This window comes from Streptomyces sp. NPDC058773, from assembly GCF_042746015.1.
GTDB lineage: Bacteria > Actinomycetota > Actinomycetes > Streptomycetales > Streptomycetaceae > Streptomyces.
In genome coordinates, this window is record NZ_JBHYPE010000010.1 from 139,989 (window position 1) to 156,662 (window position 16,674).

Annotated in this window: 10 protein-coding genes and 1 pseudogene; 8 read left to right on the top strand and 3 right to left on the bottom strand. The window is 69.2% G+C overall.

What is annotated here, in order from left to right:
* Positions 1–2 precede the first annotated feature (2 nt).
* From ACFW5B_RS12055 to ACFW5B_RS12065, 3 genes are read left to right on the top strand one after another with little or no spacing between them, the layout of a single operon-like run.
* Positions 3–608 (top strand): hypothetical protein, encoded by a 606-nt coding sequence (locus ACFW5B_RS12055; protein ID WP_386437166.1) that lies wholly within the window; start codon positions 3–5, stop codon positions 606–608.
* Complete coding sequence (locus ACFW5B_RS12060) at positions 605–2,701, top strand: Hsp70 family protein (RefSeq protein WP_386437168.1); 2,097 nt, start codon at positions 605–607, stop codon at positions 2,699–2,701. Before ACFW5B_RS12055 ends, ACFW5B_RS12060 begins: the two co-directional genes overlap by 4 nt.
* A 48-nt stretch (positions 2,702–2,749) precedes the next feature.
* Positions 2,750–3,892: an EcsC family protein gene (locus ACFW5B_RS12065; RefSeq protein ID WP_386437171.1), complete on the top strand. Its 1,143-nt coding sequence runs from the start codon at positions 2,750–2,752 to the stop codon at positions 3,890–3,892.
* Between the two features lie 153 nt (positions 3,893–4,045).
* On the opposite strand, the pseudogene ACFW5B_RS12070 reads toward ACFW5B_RS12065, so the two are convergent.
* Positions 4,046–4,192 (bottom strand): annotated as a pseudogene (locus tag ACFW5B_RS12070) (helix-turn-helix domain-containing protein); the annotation flags it as partial.
* Between the two features lie 59 nt (positions 4,193–4,251).
* Positions 4,252–6,585: a DUF2786 domain-containing protein gene (locus ACFW5B_RS12075; protein WP_386437174.1), complete on the bottom strand. Its 2,334-nt coding sequence runs from the start codon at positions 6,583–6,585 to the stop codon at positions 4,252–4,254.
* Positions 6,586–6,854: 269 nt separating this feature from the next.
* On the opposite strand from ACFW5B_RS12075, the gene ACFW5B_RS12080 reads away from it, so the two are divergent.
* Together ACFW5B_RS12080 and ACFW5B_RS12085 are read left to right on the top strand one after the other, a co-directional pair.
* Positions 6,855–9,272, top strand: coding sequence for an AAA family ATPase (locus ACFW5B_RS12080; protein ID WP_386437177.1), 2,418 nt, complete (start codon positions 6,855–6,857; stop codon positions 9,270–9,272).
* Positions 9,269–9,661: a hypothetical protein gene (locus tag ACFW5B_RS12085; protein ID WP_386437180.1), complete on the top strand. Its 393-nt coding sequence runs from the start codon at positions 9,269–9,271 to the stop codon at positions 9,659–9,661. The genes ACFW5B_RS12080 and ACFW5B_RS12085 overlap by 4 nt, the downstream gene beginning before the upstream one ends.
* On the opposite strand, the gene ACFW5B_RS12090 is transcribed toward ACFW5B_RS12085, so the two are convergent.
* Entirely contained in the window at positions 9,642–11,318 is a 1,677-nt protein-coding gene (locus tag ACFW5B_RS12090; RefSeq protein ID WP_386437183.1) for a DUF262 domain-containing protein, read from the bottom strand. The genes ACFW5B_RS12085 and ACFW5B_RS12090 overlap by 20 nt on opposite strands.
* Positions 11,319–11,469: 151 nt before the next feature.
* Between ACFW5B_RS12090 and ACFW5B_RS12095 the strand changes: the two genes are divergently transcribed.
* Genes ACFW5B_RS12095 through ACFW5B_RS12105 form a run of 3 tightly spaced genes read left to right on the top strand, consistent with a single transcriptional unit; the run spans position 11,470 to position 16,662 of the window.
* A complete protein-coding gene (locus tag ACFW5B_RS12095; RefSeq protein WP_386437186.1) occupies positions 11,470–13,284 on the top strand; it encodes a DUF4357 domain-containing protein in 1,815 nt (604 codons plus the stop codon).
* Complete coding sequence (locus ACFW5B_RS12100; protein WP_386437189.1) at positions 13,281–14,492, top strand: McrC family protein; 1,212 nt, start codon at positions 13,281–13,283, stop codon at positions 14,490–14,492. Before ACFW5B_RS12095 ends, ACFW5B_RS12100 begins: the two co-directional genes overlap by 4 nt.
* 40 nt (positions 14,493–14,532) lie before the next feature.
* Positions 14,533–16,662 carry a UvrD-helicase domain-containing protein gene (locus tag ACFW5B_RS12105; RefSeq protein ID WP_386437191.1) on the top strand — a complete coding sequence of 710 codons (2,130 nt, stop codon included), beginning with the start codon at positions 14,533–14,535 and terminating at the stop codon, positions 16,660–16,662.
* Positions 16,663–16,674: the final 12 nt, after the last annotated feature.

The following is a 16,674-nucleotide window of genomic DNA, read 5'->3' on the forward strand; positions in this document are numbered from 1 at the left end:
AGGTGCCCCGCAGCCGACGGAACACGACAGCCGCCCCCAAGCGGGTTACCCCCAAGGGGAACAACGGCCTCAAGCACCGTCGAGAGAAGCGGCGGGCGGCGGCCGATGCCCCCAAGGACTCCCCGCGCACCTACCGTCCCGAAGAACTGCTCAGCCCTCAGATGCTGCTCGCCCGATTCACTGAGCGGGCGGCCGACCTCCTGACCGTTCTTCCGGAAGAGAGGCGGCCCCCGCAGGCCGCTGTGACGGCTGCCTTGCGCCAGGCCGTCCTGGAGGCGTTCCGCTCCCGGGAGGAGTACGTGGCCCGGATGGTCGAGGTCGACCTGCTCGCCGGCGCGCCCAACCAGCGCGCCGGTTCGCTCCGGAAGGGCATCCGTGCCGCCTTGCACGACCAGGGCGTGCGGTGCGTGGACGCTCCCGACGGCGAGCACGAGCTCTTCGTGGTGGTGGAAGGCGACGGCGAGGCGTTCGAGGTGCTGCGTCCGGCCTATGTGGACCAGGCCACCGGCAAGCTGGTGCTCTCCGGACAACTGCGCCGCCTGCCCGGGCCAGACGGAGGGGACCGCCCTGAGGGGGACGACGAGGCGACGAACGGGGAGGGCATGTGATCGCCACCGGCATCGATTTCGGCACCACCAACTCTGTGGTGGCCCAGTGGCTGGGCGACGACGCCGACGTACTGTTGCTCGACGCCCACCACATCGACGCCGACTGGCGCCATCCCGGCTTCGAGCACCTCTTCCCCTCCGTGGTGGGCATGAGTTCGCTGCGCCGGGGAGCGCTGTTCGGCTGGGAGGCCAAGCTCCGCTCCGAAGAGGCCGCCGAGGCCTGCAAGCGGCTCCTCAAGAACGACGAGTACGTCACCATCCGAGGCCGCAGGTTCGCGGCCACGACGGTGGCCGCCGGTGTGTTCCAGGCCATGCGCAAGGGCGCGGAGCACAACCTCACCGCCATAGACCAGGCTGTGATCACCGTGCCCGCGAACGCCACGGGTGCCGCGCGCTACCGCACGCGGGCCGCCGCGCAGTTCGCGGGCATCGAGGTCCTGGCGCTGCTCAACGAGCCCACGGCGGCGGCGATCTCGTACGTGCACGAGCTGCGGGAGGCCCGCACCATCCTGGTCTTCGACTGGGGTGGCGGCACGATCGACGTCACCGTGCTCGACTACCAGGACGGGTTCTTCGAAGAACTTGCGTCACGGGGTGTGACCGAACTGGGCGGTCTGGAGATCGACCGCCGTCTGCGTGACCTCGTCCTTGAACGGGCTCCGGCGCGATCGGCATGGACGCCTGCGCAGGAGCGGCAGTTCGGGCTCGACGTGGAACGCAGCAAGATCCGCCTGTCCTCCGAGGATTTCGTCACGATCAGGACCCCGGACGGTGACACGGTCAGGGTGTGCCAGGAGGAACTGGAGGACGCCATCACCGACCTCGTGGACCGCGCTCTGGCGCCGGTCCAACAGTGCCTCACCGACCTGCACATGGCGCCTCTTGATGTGGACGCGGTGCTGATGATCGGCGGCACGAGCCAGATCCCTGGCGTCCGGGCGGCGGTCGCCGAGGTCATGCAGCAGCAGCCCGTCGAGGTCGACGTGTGCGATCCCATGACGGCGGTCGCCCGCGGCGCCTCCATCGCGGCCGCGGTGCTGTCGGGGCAGGCCGACGGCGTGATCCAGGTGGCCACGAGCCATGCCCTGGGTACGGTCGTCACGGACAGCACCGGACAGCGGAAGTTCAGTCAGATCATTCCGCGCAACTCCCCGCTGCCGTGGAAGGAGCGCAAGAACTACACGCCGCGCCGGGACAACGCCCGAAGCCTCGCCGTGGAGATCTGGGAGGGTGACCCGGAGCGCCCCCTGGATCACCCCGACAACGTGCAGTTGACAGATCTCCGGCTCACCTATCGGGACCCCCGGGCTCGTGAGGACTCCCGGTTCCTGCTGGAGTACACATACGACACGAACGGGCTCCTGCACGTCACCGCGACCCTCGAACGCACCGGCGAGGAAGTACTGAACGAGGAGATCAAGAGTTTCAGCTCCGGTGGTCCGACGCCGGCGGTACGCAAGGAACTCGAGGATCTGCTCGCCGGCAACACAGCCGCCAGACCTCTGCCGGTGCAGGTCCGCAAGCAAGCCACCGGTTCAGCGCCTGCGGTGCTCGTGGTGGACGGCTCCAACCTGGCGTGGATCGGCAGGTCACCGCGGCAAGCCGGCGTGTACGGCAGCGACGACCGGCCGTCCTTCGCCCAGCTCCTGTCCGCCCGCGACGCTCTGGCATCGCGGTATCCCGACGCCGTGCTCCACGTGGTCGTCGACGCCACCTTCCGACACAAGGTCGCGGAGAAGGAACGTGCCGCAGTGGACTCAGCGCTCGGCAAGGGGGACCTCATCCAGCCTCCAGCCGGCACCGAGGGCAAGGGTGACGCGCTGGTAACGGCGATCGCGGAGGACACGCGTGGAGCCGTCGTCACCAATGACAACTACGTCGAGCTGCAGAGCAGATATCCCTGGTTGCGGGACAAAGAGCGAGTACTCGGGGCCACCTTGTCGCAAGGCATGTGGGTCTTCACGCCGCGCACATGCGTACCGCCTCGCCATCGGGTCGTACGAGCGGTAGGGCCTCAGCAGTCCCGGGCCTTGATTCCTCCGAGCCCCTACCCACTCGCCGAGTTCAAGTACCACCGCCCCCACGAGGAGTAGGGGACCACCGCTTCCTCCCCCGCCCGAACCGACAGGAGCGCCTGGATCATGAGCAACCCGCAGGACCCGCAACAGCCGGACCGGCTTCCCTCGGACTACGAGCTCGAGGCCTGGCGTGCCATCCAGCAGTTCAAGGGCCGCCCACTGTCACGCACGATGAGGAACGCCGGCGAGGCAGTGGGCAACGGCGTTGCGGAACTCGGCAAGCGGGCGTCGAAGCGACTGGAGAACCACCCACGGGCCAAATCTGCGGTTTCGCGTGGACAGGAATTCGTTGCCAAGGGCGCTGAGAAGGTCGGCGCCGGGGCTCGCGGGGCCGCCGACGCCATGCCGGACTGGAGCGGCGCGGCCGTTCAGTCCCTACGGAAGACGGTGGGACGGGCCTCGCGGGCGGGACTCTCCCCCGAGCGGGTGGTGGCGCGCCACCAGAAGCACGGGCACGAGGTCGAGTCGCTGCGCGACGTACGCCGGCTCGACCTCAAGCAGGTCGACGCGGTCCGTGGACGGGCGGCAAGCTGGTATTTTCCGGCCGCCGCGGCGCTCTCCGGAGCGACTGCGGGACTGATGATCTCCGGAGGGCAGCTCGTCATCGCCGCCTCTGCCGGCGCGGCGGCGGCGCCATCGGGAGGTGCGATCGCGGGAGCGTTCGTCGCCGACACCGCGGCCGTCCTCGGACTGGCGTCCCGCGCCGTCGGCCAGGTCTCGCTGTTCTACGGCTACGACCCCGAAGAGCCGGCCGAGAAGCTGTTCGTGATGTCGGTCGTCAACGTCGGAACGGCGAGTTCGGCCACTGCCAAGAACGCCGCGATGTCCGACATCTCGCGGCTCACCCAAGCACTGTTCCGCGGCAAGGCATGGGAAGTCCTGAACGATTCGCTCGTCACCAAGGTTTCGCAGGAGTTCGCGAAGGCGTTCGGCTTCCGGCTCACCAAGAAGGGACTCGGCAAGGCCGTACCCGCATTCGGGATCGCCGTCGGAGGCACCCTCAACTGGACCACTCTGGAGGGGATCGTCGACGCCGCGAACATGGCGTACCGGCGGCGGTTCCTCCTGGAGAAGTATCCACATCTCACTGACGAGGAGGCGTCCGGCTGGTTCGCCGACACTGACTCGGACGTCCCGGCCGACGCCGACGAGGAGATCAGTCTGCTCGGTGAGATCGTCGTGGCGGGCGGACCCGACCTCCGCTGAACCTGTGTCCCGGCGGGAACGGAGTGACCACGCGACCGCCGGGACGGCGCGTGCGCTGAGCTCCAACGCGTGGTCGTACAGTTCCCACATCTGCCGCTCGTCCCCGAACCGCCGCCGGAAGACGTGCCGGCTCAGATACGGCGTCGATCACGTCAACGCCCCCGTGTTCCCCGTCGCCCCCTCCGCCCGATCCACGAACGACTCGTCCGGCATCCGCCGCCCCAACTCCACCGACTGCACGGTGGGCTTGGAGCAGCGGACCAGCTCCCCGAACTCGGCTCTGCTGAGCCCCGCACTTCTCGTCTCCGCCTCGCTCATCGCCGGGGAGCCGAGCCCACCCGCCGTCCGTTGCCGCACAATCAGCCGACGAGGTGGTCGGCGCTCGTGCCGGGAACGACATCCGGCCCGCCGATGTCGGCATGCCGGCCATCGATGCGCCCCTGCCAGTAGCCCGTCCCCTTGAACTTCGTGGGGCGCGACTTGCCCAGCTTGGGATAGCGGTCGCTCAGGCGTGCGTCTACCACGGTCGACCGGTCCGCGAGGACCAGGGCCACACTGCGTCCCACACTCCCCGCGCCCTCGGTCGCCTCCTGCTCGCGCTCCGCGGCCGCCCGTGCCGCCTCCTGTGCGGCCTTTACCCGGTCGGTCACCTCTCGGATGAACCCGAGCATCCACGAACGCTTGTAGGCCCGCGCGTCCTCCCCCGACGGCCGGTACCGGCGGTCGGCCCGGTCCGCTCCGTCCAGCATCTGCAGCCGCAGGCTGGCGAACAGGACCTCACTCGCCTGGATGTCGGGCTCGAAACCGAAGAGGTGGATCCGCAGGCGGCTGGCCTTGCCACCGGGGTAGACCGAGCGGCAGCGCATGGCCCCGGCGACCCAACTAAGCAGGCGCCGCATCTCCTTGGCATAAGGCGGGTGAACCTCGACGACCTTGTCCAGGGGCCCGCTGGGTGTGGCCAGATCGTCGAGCACGGCTTGTTCGATGCCGTACTTGGCCATGAGCTCCGTGGCCTTGGCGAGATAGGCACGGGCCTCCTCTTCCGTGGCGGCATCGTTCTCGGCCTTGCGGAGCAGGGCCTTCACCTTGCCGAGCAGTTCGGGCGGAAGACTGCCACCCGTGGTGCGGCGCCCGGAGAAAGAGGCTTCCGGCTCGGGAGCCCCCTCAGGACCGGCCCCCGGGCCAGTGCCCTTCGCCCCGTCGGCCTCGCTCGGTTCGTCCGCGCTCACTTCCTCGTCCCACGCCATGAGGTCGGCGAGGTCCTCCGGGTCCGGAGCCAGCTCCGCCAGCGCGGCCAGGGCCCAGCGCCGATAGGCCCTGGCGTCGTCCTCGCGCACAAGGGCGCGGACCGAGCGCAGGACACGCACCGCTCCATCCGCATGGACCGTCAAGAACTCCAGCCTCGCATGACCGAGTTGCGCCAGTGCGAGAAGCGCGCACAGGTCGAAGGAGCTGCCCGGCTCGTACAGAACATCGATGCCGGGGTCCGGGTACCAGTCCGCCGACTCCTCGGCCTCGTCGAACAATCCCTCGAACAGGGAGAGGCCTGGAACTGTCACGTCGTCGTCACCGGTCCGGACGCGGACGACGGAGGCCGACGGCCGACCCGAGTAGGCGAGAGCGGCCGCTTTCTCCTGCGGAGAGGTGACGATGTGGTACCAGACGGGCACGGAGCCCCGCATGCCCTGCCAGGTCGTCTCTCCCCGCTCGCGGTGCTCCCGAGCCTGCCGTACCACGTCGGCGCTCGGCACCTCGTCCCTCCAGGCGTCCTCGTCGGACTGCACCTGCCAGTCAAGGAACACGTCCAGATAGTCGGCGGCATTGCGGTGTGCGCCGGGGCGGCTGCCGTCCAGGAGCGCGCGTTCACCGGCGGAAAGGGCCTGGACGACGGGTTGCAGCACGAGCGTGGCATAGCGCTTGACGGCTTCGGACAGCTCCGCCAGGAAGGCACGTGTGGCCTCGGACCCGGTTTCCTGCTGAGCTCTGCGCCACGCTTCGAGCTGATCGGCGCAGACCTGCTGTTCGGCCAGCCACCTCAGGTGCCCGGCGCCCTGGAGATGCTCCTCGCACAGCAGGACTGCGTCCTCGACGGCGGCGACCGTTCGAGGTGACCTGAGCACCGCGTGGGCCAGGAGTCGCAGCGGTTCGGGTTCTGCCGCGAAGAACTCAGCGGGCGTGAGGAGCCTACGACCATGCCGTCGCGGTGCCTGCTCGGGCTCGTCCATGTCCCCGTTCCAGGGAATCTCCGCCGACCAGCGCGAGCGCCACTCGGCGCAGTCCTGCGCGGGATCACCGGCGCGCGGCTGATGCCTTCGCCACCACCACAGGGCCATCTCCTCCCAAGCAGCGGCGCTCCACGACAAGACGGCGGGCTCGCCCCAGGTCGCCAGTCGCGAACGGAGTGCTCGGGCCGCTCCCGCCAGGTCGTGGCGGTGCCCGCCGGGAATCAGACGCTCAAGCCAGCGGACGGTCTCCGCCACCGGCAGAGTGCGCGCCTCGTCCGCGGCCACCCTGGCCACCGTGACCGCCGCGACCAGGCGAGGTGCTCCCAGATCCGCCGGCAGCAGCTCGTACAGGTCCGGACCGGCGGTCTCCAGTACGTCGGCAAGGTCCTGGATCCTGCCGTCGATCCACTCCTCACGCGCCCGCCGGAACTCAACCGCCGACGGTCCGTCCGCGCGGCTGTACGTCATACGTCCCCTCCTCAAATCCCCACCTGCATAAGCGAACTCACCCTAAGAAGAAGGGCGCGAGCGAACGCAAGGCCCACACCCCATCTGCAGTCGCGGCGTCTCCAGCACATCCATCACCACCGCCGAATACCAGCGTACACAGTTCCGAATTCATGGAAACATGGAACCTGTTGACAGTGCCAACGCACGCTTGTCATGCTCAATTTGCCAACAGGGGGCTCATCGGCCCGCGTTGCACCGTCCGTCACACCCAGTCAAGGGAACCGACCATGACCGACCAGCCCTCTGCCTCGCTGCGCGCCCTCCTCCTCGACCGCCTGGACGAGCCTGGCCTCGCGCCGAAGGTGCGGGAGCTGCTGCGTGAGCTGCTCCCCGAGGAGCGTGCCAGGGGCACCGGTGGATGCGCCGACCCCGTGCAGCTGCGGTCCATCACCGTGGGTGGCTGGCGCGGTATCGGACCGCGCACCACGCTCGAACTGCCTCCAGGCCCCGGCCTGGTGGTCGTCGCGGGGCCCAACGGCTCCGGCAAGTCGAGCTTCGCCGAGGCCGCCGAGACCGCGATCACGGGGCGCAACTCGCGGTGGGAAGGACGGCGGGCCGGCGACTGGCAGAAGGGCTGGCGCAATCTGCACAGCCCCGACGTCACGCCCGAGGTCGGCGTCGAGCTCACCGTCGGGGAACGCGGCGAGGCCGTCACCGTGCGGCGGACCTGGTTCGGGACCAAGGTCACCGAAGCCCGGACCACGGTCGAGGGGGCCGATCGCTCCGAGCGGAAGCTGGAGGAGGTCATCGCCCCGGAGGCGCTGGACCTGGCACGCCCCTTCCTGCCGTACAGCGAACTCGGCTCGATGATCAACGGCACCCTCGGCGGACTGCACGACGCCTTCTTCAAGCTTCTCGGACTCGAACTGCTCGCCGACTTCGACGGGCGCGTCAAGGACGCCGTCGGCGAATGCGATCAGGTGATCAAGCGGGCTGACGCGCTCACCGCGGACCTGCTCACCGAGCTGGCCGCGCTCGACGACCCGCGGGCCCGCGAGGCCGTCCAGGGACTGTCGGCAAGCACGCGCGACCTGGACCGGGTACGGGCGCTGTTGGAGGACCGCGACGCGGCGGCCGAGTCCGAACTGGCCCGGCTGCGGCAGTACGCCGGCCTCGACGAGCTGGACCTGCGGGAGGTCGGCATGGCCGTCGAGCGACTGCAGGACGCCGCCGCGCACGCCGAGGACGCCCGGCACGGCCGGGCCGAAGAGGCTCGTCGCCTCGCCGGACTGCTGGAGGCGGCGCTGGAGCAGCAGCGACGCTCGCGGACCACGGACTGCCCTGTCTGCGGCGCGGAGCAGCGGCTCGACCGCGCGTGGGCCGAAAGGACGCGCGCCGAGGTGGACCGGCTCCGGACGGACGCCGAGGACGCCGCTGCCGCCCGGCAGAAGGTGGCGGACGCGGTGCGGGCCGCCCATGGCCTCGTTCAGCCGGTTCCGGTGTGGCTGAGAGGAGAGACGTCCCCCTTCGGCTCGGTGTGGCAGGAGTGGGCGCAGTGCAGGGACGTGACCCATCCCCGGGAGCTGGCTGACCGCATTCAGCGCACCGCGACCGCCCTCGACGAGGCCTGCCGGCAGACGCGGGAGGAGGCCACCCGCCGACTCGCCGAACACGACGGTGCCTGGCAGCCGACGGCCGTGCGGCTCGCGGAGTGGCTGGGCGCGGAGGAGGCGGCCGAGAGCGCCCGCGAGCGGCGCAAGCACGCGCGCAAGGCCCGCACCTGGCTGCGGCCGATCATCGACGAGCTGCGCGACGAGCGGCTGCGTCCCTTCGCTCAGCGGTCCCAGGAGGTGTGGCAGCAGCTGTGCGAACACAGCAGCGTCACGCTCGGGTCCGTGACGCTCGCCGGTACCCCGGGCCGCGGCAAGGTCGAACTGGACGTCTCCGTGGACGAGATGTCCGCCCCCGCCTACAGCGTGATGAGCCAGGGCGAGCTGCACTCCCTCGCGCTCTCCCTGTTCCTGCCCCGCGCCACCCACGCGGCCAGCCCGTTCGGTTTCCTCGTGATCGACGACCCCGTACAGTCCATGGACCCCGAGAAGGTGGAAGGTCTGGCCCGGGTCCTGGACGCCTGCGCCTGCGACCGGCAGGTGATCGTGTTCACCCATGACACCCGGCTCCAGCAGGCCATCACCCACCTCGGCATCGAGGCGACCGTCCTCCGTATCACCCGTCAGACCGACTCGTTCGTAGGTGTGGAGACCCTCACCGACCCGGTGGACCAGGCACTCGCTGAAGCACGGGCCGTCTCCCTGGACCCGGGCCTGCCGCAGGATGTGGCCGACCATGTGCTCCCGGCTATGTGCCGGGTGGCGGTCGAGGCGGCCTGTCTGGAGACCGCGCGCCGCAGGCTCCGCGACGAGCAGGGGCTCGGCCTGCGGGCCGTGGAGGAGCGTGTCGGCTCCCTGGAGCGCACGAAGACGTACGTGTCCCTCGCCCTCCTGGGCGACGCGGGGCGGCACGCCCGCGCGGCCGTCGAACGGCTTGACCCCGGCGGCTGGGCGCTGATCGAGGCCTTCAACTCCGGCTCGCACACGCCCCTTCCGACGGTCGACGACCGCAGGAGGCTGGTGCGCCGCACCGCGGCGCTCGCCACGGCGATCCGGACCTCCACGGGAACGCAGGGTTCGGGGGGTGCCCGATGAGCCCCTCCCCCGAGAGCCTGGTGACCGCCGCCGACCGCCTCCTGCGTCCCATCCCCGGAACGGTGCACTCGCTGGCCCCCGGACTGCGCGCCCGCGCTGCGGCCGTCCTCCTCCGCATGGCACTCGACCAGGCCCTGGACGCCTACTGGCGGCGTGTCACCCCCTCCATGACCCTGATCGGCAAGCACAGAATGCTCTGCCTGGAGTGGTACGCGGGCCAGTCCACCGCCCGCCGCTGCCGCACCACCTGGTCGGCGCTCAGCGCGGCGTGCCACTACCGGCCCTGTGAACTGCCGCCCGCCCCGGCGGAGATCCGCACCCGGCTGCTGGAGGTGACCGGCCTTCTCGCGGCGCTGGGCGCCGCGACGGTCACAGGGCCCACTCCTTGACCAGCAGGTCGACCAGCTGCTTCTGCTGGGCCTCCAGTACGTCCGGCGTCCAGTCCTCGTACTGGAGCACCCTGCTGGTCAGAGCGAACGGGACCGCTCCGCCGCGGCCGGTGAAGTACTTGGACTTCTTCGCGGCGAAGGCGTAGTTCTGCGCGGCGGAGTTCTTCACGCGGTTGAGCAGGACCAGGTTGCCGAGCCTGTGGGTCCAGTACCCGCGCTGGTCCTCGTCGAACAGCTCCGTCCACCGCGAGCCGGCCTCCGGATTCTGCGGGAGGACGTGCTCGACGGTGATGAGCGGCAGGTCGTACTTCACACCATGGGCCGCGGAGAGGATCTCGTCGACACGGAGCAGCACGTACTTGCGGATCTTGCCGACAAGGTACAGCTCGCCCTCGAGACGCGCGCGGGTGTCGGCCTTCTCGGTCTCCGTCAGTTCGAAGGCGGGCGAGTTCAGGCCCTGGCCCTGGTCGAGCTGGCGGAGCAGTTCGGCGTAGCGCATCACGCGTGGGGTGGTGTAGACGCGGCGGATGAACATGCTGGCCGACAGTCGTTCCAGGGCACGGAAGAAGCGGTCGAGCCACTCCGGGTCGTGCTCGTGGTTGCGCAGCGCCCACAGCGCCGCGGGCCGCCAGTCGTTGTTGTCCGTCTGCTGGAGCCGCTTGAACCAGGCGTTGACCTGCTCCGCACCGGACGACGCCTCGTAACGTGCGTCGCGGACCTGGGCATACGCCTCGGCGTACGGGACGACGACGTCGTTGACGAAGACATCCGCCTTGTCCGGCAGATAGCGGTCGAGCACCTGCTTGGGGAACTCCTTGAGCAGCTCCCGCTCGGCCCGCTTCTTCTCGTAGATCATGCGCAGGTGGAGGAAGAGGTCGGCGAAGTCGTCCCTGCCCAGGGTCTCTTCGGCGTCCTCCCACTTGCGGGCGCAGTTCGCCGACTGCCCCGGGTCCTCCAGGGCCCCGATGATCTGCGACTTGAAGATGTCGGTGGGGGAAAGGTCCAGACCGCGGGAGTTCATCACACTGAAGATCCGGTGCGCGCTCTCCAGGTCGGGGGTGGCGACCACGACCAGGAAGGTCCGCTCGCCGAGCATCCTGACCAGGCCGAGGCGGCGTTCCTCGGACCAGCGCTCCAGTTCACTGTGCAGGGCAGCCGTATTGTCCCGGACGGCCTTCTGCGCGTCCGTCGCCAAGGCGGTCCTGTCCAGGGCGAGCAGCATGTCGATGGCGCCGCCGGTCTGGACGTACTTGTGGAAGAAGTCGGCGTCCCGCTGACGGTGCCGCAACCGAGGCTGCGGCATCCTGCCGAGAATCGGGTCACCGGGCTGGTTGATCAGCTTGTGCAGAGCGTCACGCAGCTCGGCCTGGGCCGTCAGGTCACGCAGCACCGACAACAGGATGGTGAGCGTGGTCAGACGCTGTTGGCCGTCGATGACGTCGGACCTCGGCTGCCCACTCTCCTTGACGAGGACCAACGAGCCGAGGAAGTAGGGCTCCTCGGACCCCCGCTCCAGCGCCTCCGCGAGGTCCGTGAGCAGCTGGACCGCCTGCTCCTCCTGCCAGGCGTACGGGCGCTGATAATCCGGGATCCGGAAGTCGTAGTCACTGCTGAAGACCTTGTGGAGGGGCATCTCATGCGCTTCGAGCTTCTGCATGCGGCCATCATGGCGGGCCTCACTGACACACGTGTGTTCCTCGCCGCACTCCGTACCGGCCGAACGGCAGCGACGTCCCCGGGCACCCGATCGCTGTCCGTGCCCCGCAGTACGCTGCCGGACGAGACCGGCCCAGTGAGAGAGGTGATCCGTGACCCACGAGTATCCGGAATTCCGGCTGCGCCTGCCCAACGGTGACGGCATCGAGCGAGCACGCGGGGTGCTGCTGGACGAGAGGGGGACGAACGGGAGCCGGAAGTTCCTTGTCAGGGCGGGATCCCCGGCCCGTGACCATGTCATGCCGTCGCTCGACAAACACTTCAAGTCACCGAGCAGACGCCGGGAGGAACTCAAGGCGCAGGGTGTGCTGGTGTCGTCGACGCGTTGGCCGGGCTGGCTTGAGCTGACCGAGGACGTCGTGTTCGGCTCGCCCTCCTTCGCCGCCGTGGTCATGGTCGGTGCTCCGCGCAACGGATGGGAGGAGTGGCGGACCGAGGACGACAGGCCGCTCTCCGACTACATGTCCGGGGTGTGGGCCGGCCCCAACCGGCCCTGGCTCGTGCGTGGTTCCAATGTCACCGGGCTCGACCTCGTACAGCGCCTCTGGCTGCCGGAAGGACGCGTCACTCTGGCCGCCGCCCGGCTGAGGCAGGGCGTGAAGCCGGGGGTCAGCAAGGACGAGCTGCGCACCCTGGTCCAGGAGGACTACGAGTCGACGGCGACCTACAGCCAGAAGCAGCAGCTCGGCGAGGACTTGCACGCCTTCCTGTCCCGTATGAAGCCGGGCGACAGCGTGTGCACGATCTCCGGCGGCCGGCTGTACGTCGGTGAGATCACCGGCGAGGCCGAGCAGTCGGAGTCCGAGGACCGGCGGTCCAACCTGCGCCGGCCGGCCGAGTGGCACCCGACCGGGTTCCCGTACGACGATCTTCCGGAGGAACTGCAGCAGAAGCTGTCCATCCAGCACGACGTCGTCGACCTCACCTCGGTCCAGGCCCACATCGAGGGCCTCGGTCTCACCGACCAGGAGCTTGCGGAGGAGGCGGAGGCGATAGAGCGTGATCCGAGCATGGAAGTCCCCGCGCTGACCGCCCGGCGGGAGCTGCAACTGCCCGAGCCGACGGACGACCTGGCCGCCGAGCTCTTGGTGCACGACACCGAATGGCTGCGTGAGGTGCGCGATCTGCTCTGGGACGAGCGGCAGCTGGTGCTGTACGGCCCTCCCGGAACCGGCAAGACATATCTTGCGCTGAAGTTGGCCGAATTCCTCGGCGGTGGACCGGAGCAGGTCAAGCTCGTGCAGTTCCACCCGTCCTACGCGTACGAGGACTTCTTCGAGGGCTTCCGGCCACAGGAGGACCCCCGCACGCGCGAGGTCGCCTTCCGACTCACCGCCGGCCCGCTGCGCGAGCTGGCCGATCTGGCCTCCCTCGAGGGAAACCGTCACGTCCCGCACTTCCTGATCATCGACGAAATCAACCGCGCCAACCTGGCGAAGGTGTTCGGTGAGCTGTACTTCCTCCTGGAATACCGGAACAAGTCCGTGCGGCTCACCTACTCCGGTGACGACTTCGCTCTGCCGCCGAATCTGTTCGTGATCGGCACCATGAACACCGCCGACCGTTCGATCGCCCTCGTCGACGCGGCCATGCGGCGACGCTTCGCCTTCGTCGAGCTCTCACCGCGCACCGAGCCGACGAGCGGGCTGCTGCGCCGCTGGCTCGCGCGTGCGGGCCGCGACAGCGAGCCGGCCGAGCTGCTCGATGCGCTCAACACCCGCATCGCCGACGTGGACTTCCGCATCGGGCCCTCGTATCTGATGAAGAAGAGTGTCTACCGGGAGGACGGGCTGGAGCGGACCTGGCGGACCAAGATCCTCCCGCTGCTGGAGGAACACCACTACGGCGAGGGGGTCGACGTCGAAAAGCGGTACGGCCTTGCGGCGCTCCGGGAGTCCCTCGGGTGACCCGGGTCGTCGAACTCGTCGAACACGCCCCCGCGCTCTCCGTCCCTCTGCCGGAGGCGATCGGACGAGCCCTGGCGGCAGGGGACATGGTGGACGCGGCCCCGGATCCGCACCTCTCCGGGCGCTGGTCGCTGCGAGCCGGGAGCAAGGTCGGCGCGATGACCTTCACGGAGCCGGACATCGGCACACAGGTCACCGTGCGCGTCGCGTCCAAGGTCCCCGTCGCCCGCCTGTTCTTCCTCCTTGGTTACGCCCTGAGCGCGGACGGCATCTGGCGGGACGGGGAGGTGGGAGTCGCCGGGCACAGAGATCTGCTGCCCGCCTTCGCTCACGCCGTGGAACGACAGGTGGACCGGTCCCTGCGACGGGGGCTCCTTCAGGGATACCGAGCGACGGAGGAGTCCTCCCTCGTCGTGCGCGGTCGCATCCGGCAGTCCGAGCAGATACGACGGCGGTTCGGCGCCATGCTGCCCATCGAGGTCGCCTTCGACGAGTTCACCACCGACATCGCGGAGAACCGCATCCTGCGCGCTGCCGTCGAACGCCTGCTACGGCTACCCGGTGTACCCGGCGAGGTGCGCCGCAGGCTCCTCCACCAGCGCGCCCGACTCGCCGATGCGAGCCTACTGGTACGCGGTCAGCCGCTGCCGGAGTGGCAGCCCACCCGCCTCAACGCCCGGTACCACCAAGCCCTTCATCTGGCCCGGGTCGTCCTGGACGGCACATCGGTCGAGCATGCCGTCGGCGGACTGCGCGTCGACGGGTTCCTGTTCGACATGAACAAGCTCTTCGAGGACTTCGTGACCGTCGCACTGCGGGAGGCCTGCCGTGCCGGCGGTCACATGGCACGGCTCCAGGATCCACATCATCTCGACGAGGCCGCCGCGATCCGGATGAAGCCCGACCTCGTGCTGTACGGGCCGGGCGGAGCGATGTGTGCCGTGGTGGATGCCAAGTACAAGGCCGAGAAGCGGGACGGTTTTCCAGACGCCGATCTGTACCAGATGCTCGCGTACTGCACCGCTCTGGGTCTGTCGGAAGGGCATCTCGTGTACGCCAAGGGCAACGCGGCGCACGCGGCCCACACAGTGCGGCACGCAGGCATCGTCATCCACCAGCATGCCCTCGATCTCGACCAGGAGCCCCCCGGACTGCTGGCGGACATCCAGGCGGTGGCCGACCTGCTGATCGGCACGCCGCGCGTATGATCAACTGCGGAGTGTCCGTTCAGGGTGGGGAGTTCACCTCGTGCCGCAGCTCGCGTTCGCCAACAGTTTCTGGGAGAGCTACGACGTCCTGGAAAGGCCTGTGAAGGCCGGCGTGCGCAAGGCCATGCAGAAGTTCCAGCAGCTCACCGTCCCCGAGCTGCACGCGGACAAGGGGCTGCACCTGGAGTCTGTGGACAACGCGCGCGACCCGCGCATGCGGACCATCCGTATCAACGACTTCTGGCGGGGTGTGGTCCTCGCTCCGGACGACGGCACTGACGTCTTCCTGCTTGTCAACGTCGTCCCCCATGACGATGCCTACTCATGGGCCGCGAAGCGGCTGTACACGACGAACTCCGCCACGCGCGCACTGGAAGTCCGCAACGTGGTCGCGCTCGAAGAACTCACCCCCGCCCTGGAGAAGGCCGCAGAGGCGGCCGGCTCGCTGCTCTTCGCCAGGTACTCCGACACCGTGCTGCGCGAGCTCGGCATCGACGCCCAGGTGCTCAGGGCCGTTCGGACGATCGTGGACACGGCCCAGCTGCGGGCGTTCGAGACCTTGCTGCCGGAGGACCAGTGCGAGGTGCTCCAGTATCTGGCCGAGGGGTTCAGCCCCGAGGAGGTGTACCGGGACGTCGTTGCGGTACGGCAGCCCGTCGACGCTGGTCCGGACCCTGCCGAGAGCCTCGCCATCGCGATCGCCAACACCACGAGCCGCATCACTCCGGTCACCGGCCCGGAGGAACTCGCCGACATTCTGGAGAAGCCCTTCGCCGCCTGGCGGGTGTTTCTGCACCCCTCGCAACGCCGTGTCGCCTATCGAGGGTCGTACGGCGGGCCGGTGCAGGTCACCGGCGGGCCGGGGACCGGCAAGACGGTGGCGGCACTGCATCGGGTCAAGCACCTGCTCACGCGTTCGTCCGACTCCCGCATCCTGCTCACCACCTTCACGGGTGCCCTGGCAGCCTCCCTGCGGGAGAACCTGTCCGTCCTGCTGGACAGCGACTCCTCGCTGCTCGCGCGCGTCGACGTGACCACGGTCAACGCCTACGCGCACGGCATCGTGAGCCGCTTCGACGGCCAGGTGCCCTCCCCGCTCGGGGACCGGGACGAGCGGCAGGTGTGGCAGCGAGTGGTCAAGAAGCTCGGACTGCCGTGGACCGAGCAGTTCCTGGCCCAGGAATACCGGCACGTGATCCTCGCTCAGAACCTGCGCAGTCGGGACGCCTACCGTGTCGCCTCACGGCGAGGTCGCGGCAGTGCGCTGTCGCTCGCCCGTCGGGAACAGCTGTGGCCCGCCGTCGAGTTGTTCGAATCGATGCTGCGCAATCAGAAGGCCACAACGCACCTCGGGATCTGCGCGCGCGCCGCCGAACTGCTCACCGCATCGTCTCCCACGCACGATCACGTGGTCGTGGACGAGGCCCAGGACCTGCACCCGGCGCAGTGGCGTGTGCTGCGCGGCGCCGTGGCGCCCGGTAGCGATGACCTGTTCCTGACGGGCGACCCTCACCAGCGGATCTACGACTCGAAGGTGTCGCTCGGCTCACTGGGGATCCCGGTGACGGGCCGCGCTCACCGTCTGCGCGTCAACTACCGCAGCACCGAGGAGATTCTGTCCTGGTCCACGGGGGTCATGGGCCATGTCGCCGTCGAGGACCTGGGCGGCGAAGGCAGTGACTCTCTGGCGGGCTACCGCTCGCTCCTGCACGGACGCAGGCCGCACGTCGAGGGGCACGGGTCGGAGCAGGCTGAGGTCGACGCACTGGTCGACCGTGTCGCGGGCTGGATCGCCCAAGGCATCCGGCCCTCGGAGATCGGTGTGTGCGCCCGCTTCAACGTGCTGCTGGACAAGGCCTACGACAAGCTGTCCGCGGCCGGGATTCCGGTTGCCCGGGTCAGGGACAACCCTGGGCCGCAGGTTGAAGGCGTGCGCCTGGCCACCATGCACAGCATGAAGGGGTTGGAGTTTCGCTGTGTCGCTGTTCTCGGCGTGACGGCGGGCGCGGTGCCCTTTACTCGTGAGGTCACGCCCGCCGCAGTGGATGCCCTCCAGCACGAGTCGGATCTGCTGCGGGAGCGCTGCCTACTGTTCGTTGCGTGCACCCGAGCGCGAGAGGCGCTGGCGGTGTCATGGGCCGGGGAGCCCACTCCCTTCGTCCCGAGCTGACGGAGCGCCCGC

Bases quoted from the DNA above. Each gene is read 5' to 3' on its own strand.
- ACFW5B_RS12085 (WP_386437180.1), top strand. From the start codon at position 9,269: ATGAGCCCCTCCCCCGAGAGCCTGGTGACCGCCGCCGACCGCCTCCTG.
- ACFW5B_RS12065 (WP_386437171.1), top strand. From the start codon at position 2,750: ATGAGCAACCCGCAGGACCCGCAACAGCCGGACCGGCTTCCCTCGGAC.
- ACFW5B_RS12080 (WP_386437177.1), top strand. From the start codon at position 6,855: ATGACCGACCAGCCCTCTGCCTCGCTGCGCGCCCTCCTCCTCGACCGC.
- ACFW5B_RS12090 (WP_386437183.1), bottom strand. From the start codon at position 11,318: ATGCAGAAGCTCGAAGCGCATGAGATGCCCCTCCACAAGGTCTTCAGC.
- ACFW5B_RS12075 (WP_386437174.1), bottom strand. From the start codon at position 6,585: ATGACGTACAGCCGCGCGGACGGACCGTCGGCGGTTGAGTTCCGGCGG.